7 protein-coding genes are annotated in these 6,249 nt (G+C 36.2%); 4 read left to right on the forward strand and 3 right to left on the reverse strand.

Annotated features, from left to right (window positions below; genetic code table 11):
- Positions 1–111: 111 nt before the first annotated feature.
- The gene (gene dapE / locus IHO40_RS05195; RefSeq protein WP_225537081.1) at positions 112–1,317 is read right to left on the reverse strand and encodes a succinyl-diaminopimelate desuccinylase; all 1,206 of its coding nucleotides are present in this window, start codon (positions 1,315–1,317) and stop codon (positions 112–114) included.
- 42 nt (positions 1,318–1,359) lie between these two features.
- Between dapE and IHO40_RS05200 the strand changes: the two genes are divergently transcribed.
- Positions 1,360–2,649 carry an iron-containing alcohol dehydrogenase gene (locus IHO40_RS05200; protein WP_225537082.1) on the forward strand — a complete coding sequence of 430 codons (1,290 nt, stop codon included), beginning with the start codon at positions 1,360–1,362 and terminating at the stop codon, positions 2,647–2,649.
- A gap of 123 nt (positions 2,650–2,772) precedes the next feature.
- Here the strand turns inward: IHO40_RS05200 and IHO40_RS06205 are convergent, their stop codons facing one another.
- Together IHO40_RS06205 and IHO40_RS06210 are read right to left on the reverse strand one after the other, a co-directional pair.
- Positions 2,773–3,207, reverse strand: coding sequence for a DNA-processing protein DprA (locus IHO40_RS06205; protein ID WP_410543366.1), 435 nt, complete (start codon positions 3,205–3,207; stop codon positions 2,773–2,775).
- The gene (locus IHO40_RS06210) at positions 3,189–3,611 is read right to left on the reverse strand and encodes a DNA-processing protein DprA (RefSeq protein WP_255586010.1); all 423 of its coding nucleotides are present in this window, start codon (positions 3,609–3,611) and stop codon (positions 3,189–3,191) included. Before IHO40_RS06210 ends, IHO40_RS06205 begins: the two co-directional genes overlap by 19 nt.
- Before the next feature lie 191 nt (positions 3,612–3,802).
- On the opposite strand from IHO40_RS06210, the gene IHO40_RS05210 reads away from it, so the two are divergent.
- The 3 genes from IHO40_RS05210 (at position 3,803) to IHO40_RS05220 (ending at position 6,172) form a co-directional block, all read left to right on the forward strand.
- Entirely contained in the window at positions 3,803–4,177 is a 375-nt protein-coding gene (locus IHO40_RS05210) for a ferredoxin family protein (RefSeq protein ID WP_225537083.1), read from the forward strand.
- 233 nt (positions 4,178–4,410) lie between these two features.
- The gene (locus IHO40_RS05215) at positions 4,411–5,442 is read left to right on the forward strand and encodes a D-alanine--D-alanine ligase (protein ID WP_225537084.1); all 1,032 of its coding nucleotides are present in this window, start codon (positions 4,411–4,413) and stop codon (positions 5,440–5,442) included.
- A complete protein-coding gene (locus IHO40_RS05220; protein WP_225537085.1) occupies positions 5,423–6,172 on the forward strand; it encodes a cell division protein FtsQ/DivIB in 750 nt (249 codons plus the stop codon). Before IHO40_RS05215 ends, IHO40_RS05220 begins: the two co-directional genes overlap by 20 nt.
- Positions 6,173–6,249 lie beyond the last annotated feature (77 nt).

A 6,249-nucleotide genomic window follows, 5' to 3' on the forward strand; every position in this document is an offset into this window, starting at 1 on the left:
CAGATTGGGAAGTTAAACAAATAACTTCAGTGTCGTGATAAGGGGGTTAATAGAGTTTGTCAAGTAGTTTTTTTTCGTTTTTATTGCTAAAAAATCTGAATTCAGCCTAACTTAAGCTAGCAATGGGCCATCAGGTATATTACCAATTACATTGATCTGATTTAATATCTTATTAGTTAGGTAAAAGTAGTTTTTTATAAATTCCTTATATATGGCTGTCAATTTGTGTATATCGTCCATTGACACGCATTCATTTACCTGATGTGCAGTTTTGTTTATCATACCAAATTCAATCACTGGGCAAACGTCTTTGATAAATGCAGCGTCAGATGTTCCGCCGCTTGTGTTCAGTACAGCATCGATATTGGTAACTTTACTTATTGCATCAAGCATAATATCAGTATTCCTATCGGGAGTAGAGAGAAAAGCTCTCCTGCTGCTATGTATAGAGAGTTTATAATCTTTTGCTAAACTGGAGCATATTTCATCAATCGACTTATATAAACCGTCAGGTGTTTGCATATTGTTGTATCGAATGTTGAAATTTGCAGTTATTGAATCAGGTATTAGATTGTCGGTATCATTTCCAACATCAATAGTAGTAATTTCGCAGTTTGAAGGCTGAAAATATCTATCACCATGATCAAAAGTAGTATTTTTTACCTTATCTAATATCGACATCATCTTATATACTGGATTATCCGCCAAGTCTGGGAAGGCAACGTGCCCTTGCCTTCCGTAGCAAATCAATTTGAATGTTGCGGATCCTCTTCTGCCTATTTTTATAGTATCACCTAGTCTCTCACTACTGGTTGGCTCAGCAACTATGCAATAATCCATCTTTTTTTGCTTACTTCCCATCCATTCTAAAACTGCCTTCGTCCCATATTCTTCCATGCTCTCTTCAGCGCTGGTAATCAATGCACTTATTGAACCATCGAATTGAAACTTTTCCTCAATTAAATTTACTATGGCAGTAATGAATGCGGCTACTCCGCTTTTCATGTCAGCTGTTCCTCTTCCATACAACATTCCGTCCCTAACTTCTGGCTTAAACGGATCAGACTGCCAATCCTTCAATTGACCTGGTGGTACAACATCAATATGACCAGCAAAACATAAGTTCGGTGCCCCATTTATGTATTTTGCATAAAGATTTTTAACTCTAGTTTCACTATTACCAAACTCTAAAATCCTGCAGTCAAAACCACTTTTCTTGAGAATTGCTGCTATATGCTCTATTGCTCCATCGTCACTCGGTGTTATACTCTTAAAAGAAATCAATTTCTTAGTTAGTTCTACAGGGTCAATCTTCATATCAATCTTGAAATACTGATATTACTATATTGTAGACATCTTATGCACTATTTAAAACAAATATTACACCAAGCCAAGCAAACTCTTATAAGGGAAGTGATAGTAGATCATCACCTCGCTGACAATATCTATGAAATATGCACACAACACGGAAATAATATTTTCTTAGTTGCAGACAAGAATACGGCAGAGCTTTTGAATAAAAACGCACTTAATAAAATTTCTCACTTAATTATTCCAGCTTCACTTGTTATTCTAGCCCATGACACTGGAATCTATGATGGATTCCAGTGTTGCGCTACTTGGATGACACCAGATAGACCGGAAAGTGTTGCTTCTCTCGAAATCGTCAATCTAGTTAGAAACAAGGCAAAAGATAGCGACTTAATAGTTGCACTTGGTAGCGGTACCGTTAATGATATTTGTAAGTATGCAAGTTACCTCGAGAAAAAAGATTACATATCACTCCCAACAGCAGCTTCTATGAACGGCTATACTTCTGCAAACGCTTCAATATTAGTAGATGGGCATAAAAAATCGTTCGCAACACATCTCCCCAAGGCAGTATACATTGATATCGATATAATCGCCGACGCACCACTGCGTCTTACATTAAGCGGATTTGCAGATTTTATCTGTCGTTCAACAGTAAAAGCCGATTGGCTACTATCTCATCTTCTACTTGGCACAGAATATAACGAACTACCTTTCGCACTTGTTCGCGATCTGGAGGAAATTTTGCTCAGAGAGCACCTAGCGCTTGCAAAAAGAAGTAAAAAAGTGGTCTTATTACTTATGGAAGCCTTACTAATCTCAGGACTTGGAATGGTAATATCGAAAAGCAGCCATTCTGCAAGCCAAGGAGAGCATATGATAGCTCATGCAATGGAAATGGTAACAAAAGATTATTCTTCACTACATGGCGAAAAAATTGCTGTTACAACGCTCACCATGGCTAATTTGCAGGAAAAGATATTATCAACACAAGATCCTACCATAAAACCAACCACTTTAGATGTAAAGCGTGTAACTGAGTGCTTTGGTAATACCAAATTTACAAAAATTCTAGAGCAGAAAAAAATTCTGCAGCAAAAAATTGGAGGAATCATTCATAAAGAATGGAGTAATATTTCCAGCTTAATTAAGCAAAATTTGTTACCTGCAAGACACCTACAGAAAATATTTGAAGATTTGTCAATTCCACACTTACCAGAGCATCTAGGTTGGAATAAAGAGCAATACTACAAAGTGGTCAGCCTTGCATTTGCAACAAGAGACAGATTCACCTTTCTTGACTTGGCTCACTGTATAGAAGAAAGCGAAGTTTTGTAGCTAGAGCAATCAGAAAGTTATTGACACTTTATTCCCTGGTAATCGCTCTATTTTACTTTCCAGCTCCAGTTCTAAAATAGCCATTAAAGCCAGATTTGTGAACAGTTTACTTACTAAGATAGCTCATGGTACAGAGTTGATATGACTCACCATGAGGAACTTTGCTTGTTGCAATTTTTCCTGTTTTACATTTTCCTGGTTAACGTGCTCAACATCAAATAGGCTCTTTTGCCTAGGAGGTAAACTGAACCTAATACTCTCTATTATATCGTCAGCGGATTCGATAAGTTTAGCACCGTTCTTAATTAAATAATTACTACCACTAGAGCGCAAATCCAAAGGGAAAGCAGAAACTACAAATACCTCTCTTCCTTGATCCAAAGCAAAATTCGCTGTTATTAAAGAACCGGAACTTTTCGATGTTTCAACCATTGTCACACCTAATGATAAACCAGATATAATTCGATTCCTTTGAGAAAAATACTGAAGCTTTGGTTTAGTTGCAAATGGAAACTCAGTAATTACTAGCTCACCATCCTTCAGTGATTTTCTTGTAATAGATCAGAATCTTCTCTTGGGTGCGCTACATCAATTCCACTCGCTATAACAGCAATGGTAGGATGACTTTTGTATATTACACTATTCGCTGCGGTGTCAACCCCCCTTGCAATCCCAGAAATAACAATGAACTTCTCTTCACTCAAATCAAGTGCCAGCTTACTGGCAAAATTTCTTCCACTGACTGAAGAGTTGCACCCACCGGTTATTGCAATTATTTCACGACTTAATAACGACATATCACCAAGTGCAGTTATTACGGAAAGACAACCCGGTATACTTCTTAAAATGTCAGAGTAATCTAGATCACATTCAGGTATGATTTCAGCTCCAATTTCCTTTGCATTACTGATCTCTTTTCGTGCATCTTGAATGCTATATACCTTTTTATTTTGTGAGCCCATCGAGATATTTTAACGCTTCATCCAGTGACCCACACGCTCTTATCACACTAAAAAACTTTGTTGGTAATAAAGCTCTAGCTAGGCTCAACCATATCTCTAACTCTTCATTGCTCAATTTACTTACCTGCATAAATGGCTTGAATTTCTTGTTAACTTAGTGTACCCAAGATAATATAAATATACAGTGTTTTATGACGCATTTTGTTACAGATAAATGCATAAAATGTAAATATACAGATTGTGTAGAAGTGTGTCCTGTTGACTGCTTCTATGAAGGCAAAAATATGCTCGTGATTAATCCAGATGAATGTATTGATTGCGGAGTATGCATACCTGAATGTCCAGTAGATGCAATTGTAACTGACGATTCTGTAAAGGACATTTTAGAATTAGATGCAGAGTTACTGAGCAATGAACAAAAAACTCTCAAATCATTTTACAACATAAATGTAGAGTACTCGCAAAAGTGGCCAAACATCACAGCTAAAAAACAAACTCTGGATGAAGCAGAAGAGTATAAAGAAAAAAAAGACAAAGCAGCTTATTTTGGTGAAAATCTAGAATAACGCTACTGAAGGAAAAAGAAATCCTCACGGTTGTTGTTTTTGGTTGCTGACTGTGATTGTCCTTGTTTATGTTTTTAATGTTATTAGATACTAAGCTGATGCTAATCCGTTAAAATGCAGTAGAACGGAGGTTTGTCACATCATCGTTAAATCTAAATTACTTTAGCTATGGCAGTAGGTTTCTATTGAAGGTAAGAGCATCTTTTATGTATGCTATATAGTAAAACAATAGAGTGCTCATGGTTCCAACTATAGCAATTTTGAGTGGTGGATTCTCTCGTGAAAGGGAAATATCACTGATGAGCGGAAAAGCGGTAAAAAAGGCGCTCAACAACCTTTCATATAATACAATAGAAATAGATGTTGACAACGACATTGTTGAGAAGCTTAAAAAAATTGATCCTGATCTCGCTTTTGTTGCTCTGCATGGACCTTGTGGTGAAGATGGCTGTGTTCAGGGTTTATTGGAAATTTTAGGTATAAAGTACACACACTCAGGAGTTATGGCTTCGGCTATTGCTATGGATAAAGCAATGTCCAAACATATATTCCAGTCGCTTGGTATTGACATCCCAAAAGGTTACATAATTAGTCGAGAAGATGTACTAAAAAACAACATTAAAATTGATTGTCCATACGTCTTAAAACCGACCAATGAAGGCTCAAGCATCGGAGTACACATAATTTTCTCGTATGATGATTACTTAAAATTAAAAAGCACGTTTTGCGTCATTCCAGCGCGTAACGCTGGGATTCAGGAAAAAGAAAAATGGATGCCAGTGTCAAGCACTGGGGTGACAAAAGACTATTCAAGAAACTTGATGATCATAGAAGAGTATATACCTGGTATAGAGTTACAAACTGCTGTATTGCTAGATGAGGCAATTGGCACTATGGAAATAAGGCCGAAAAATAAATTCTATGATTATGAGGCAAAATATACAGATGGGCTTGCAGAGCATATATTTCCTACTGAAATTCCTGACGATATATATAAAATAACCTTGGAATATGCATTGAAAGTTCATCGATTTTTGGGATGTAGAACTATCTCTCGTTCAGATTTTCGTTATAACCCTAAGGATAACACCCTAAAAATGCTTGAGATCAATACACATCCCGGCTTTACTAAGTTATCGTTAGTGCCAGAAATTGCAAAATTGACGAAAGGAATTGATTTTAATGAATTAGTTAAAATTATCGTTGAAGATAGTTTTCAACATAAAAATATTAGAGACCAAATGAATGCTGAGCAATGTTACTAGAGGCCAAAGAAGTTTTTTACGTAAGTGTGCTTTGGTTATTATAATAGCACTCTTTCTTACGCTAGTACTCTATAGCTCATTTGGTAAAATCACAAGCAGATTTAGTTATTACCTCACTTGGTATAATGATCGCTTATCTGGTTTGTTACTCAGCAGTGGATTTTCAATCGATGAAGTAGTTGTAACTGGCAATAAATTCACAAACGAAAAGGACATTCTAAGTTTGGTAGATAAAACGCAACCAATTATATATGTATCACTTTCAAGACTTGCTGATAGCATACAGCACGTAAGCAAATGTACAAAACACGTAAGAATTTATAGAACTTTGCCCAACACCTTACATATTAACATAGATGAACATAAACCGTTTGCTCTCTGGAAAGATGGTAACAGGACTTCAGTAATCGATTCCGAGGGTAAAGTAATTACAAATAACCATCCGATAAATAATCTTGTTGTAATCACAGGACAAAACTCGTTATCGAACCTAAAATTTATTAAAGACATACTAAAAAGCAAAACTCAATTGAGTGATTACATTTCTTCTTGTGTTTATGTAAGAAATAGAAGATGGAACATCATACTTGATAACGTCTCCACAGTAAAGTTGCCTGAAGATAATCCTAATAGCGCATGGGATTATTTAACCCACTTGCAAAACACAACCGATTTTGCTTTCAGTGATTGGAGCATAATTGATATGAGCATTACTGATAAAACTTTGTGAAGAGGTGATCTGCTGTCGTCTAAGCGGACAACAGTGGAAAAGCTACCTAGTAGAAACGAAAAAAACTACTTAAAGAT

It is taken from the genome of Wolbachia endosymbiont of Mansonella ozzardi (genome assembly GCF_020278625.1).
GTDB lineage: Bacteria > Pseudomonadota > Alphaproteobacteria > Rickettsiales > Anaplasmataceae > Wolbachia.

Excerpts from the sequence above, each read along its gene's own strand:
- dapE (WP_225537081.1), bottom strand. The coding sequence starts at position 1,317 with ATGAAGATTGACCCTGTAGAACTAACTAAGAAATTGATTTCTTTTAAG.
- IHO40_RS05200 (WP_225537082.1), top strand. The coding sequence starts at position 1,360 with ATGCACTATTTAAAACAAATATTACACCAAGCCAAGCAAACTCTTATA.
- IHO40_RS06210 (WP_255586010.1), bottom strand. The coding sequence starts at position 3,611 with ATGGGCTCACAAAATAAAAAGGTATATAGCATTCAAGATGCACGAAAA.
- IHO40_RS05210 (WP_225537083.1), top strand. The coding sequence starts at position 3,803 with ATGACGCATTTTGTTACAGATAAATGCATAAAATGTAAATATACAGAT.
- IHO40_RS05220 (WP_225537085.1), top strand. The coding sequence starts at position 5,423 with ATGCTGAGCAATGTTACTAGAGGCCAAAGAAGTTTTTTACGTAAGTGT.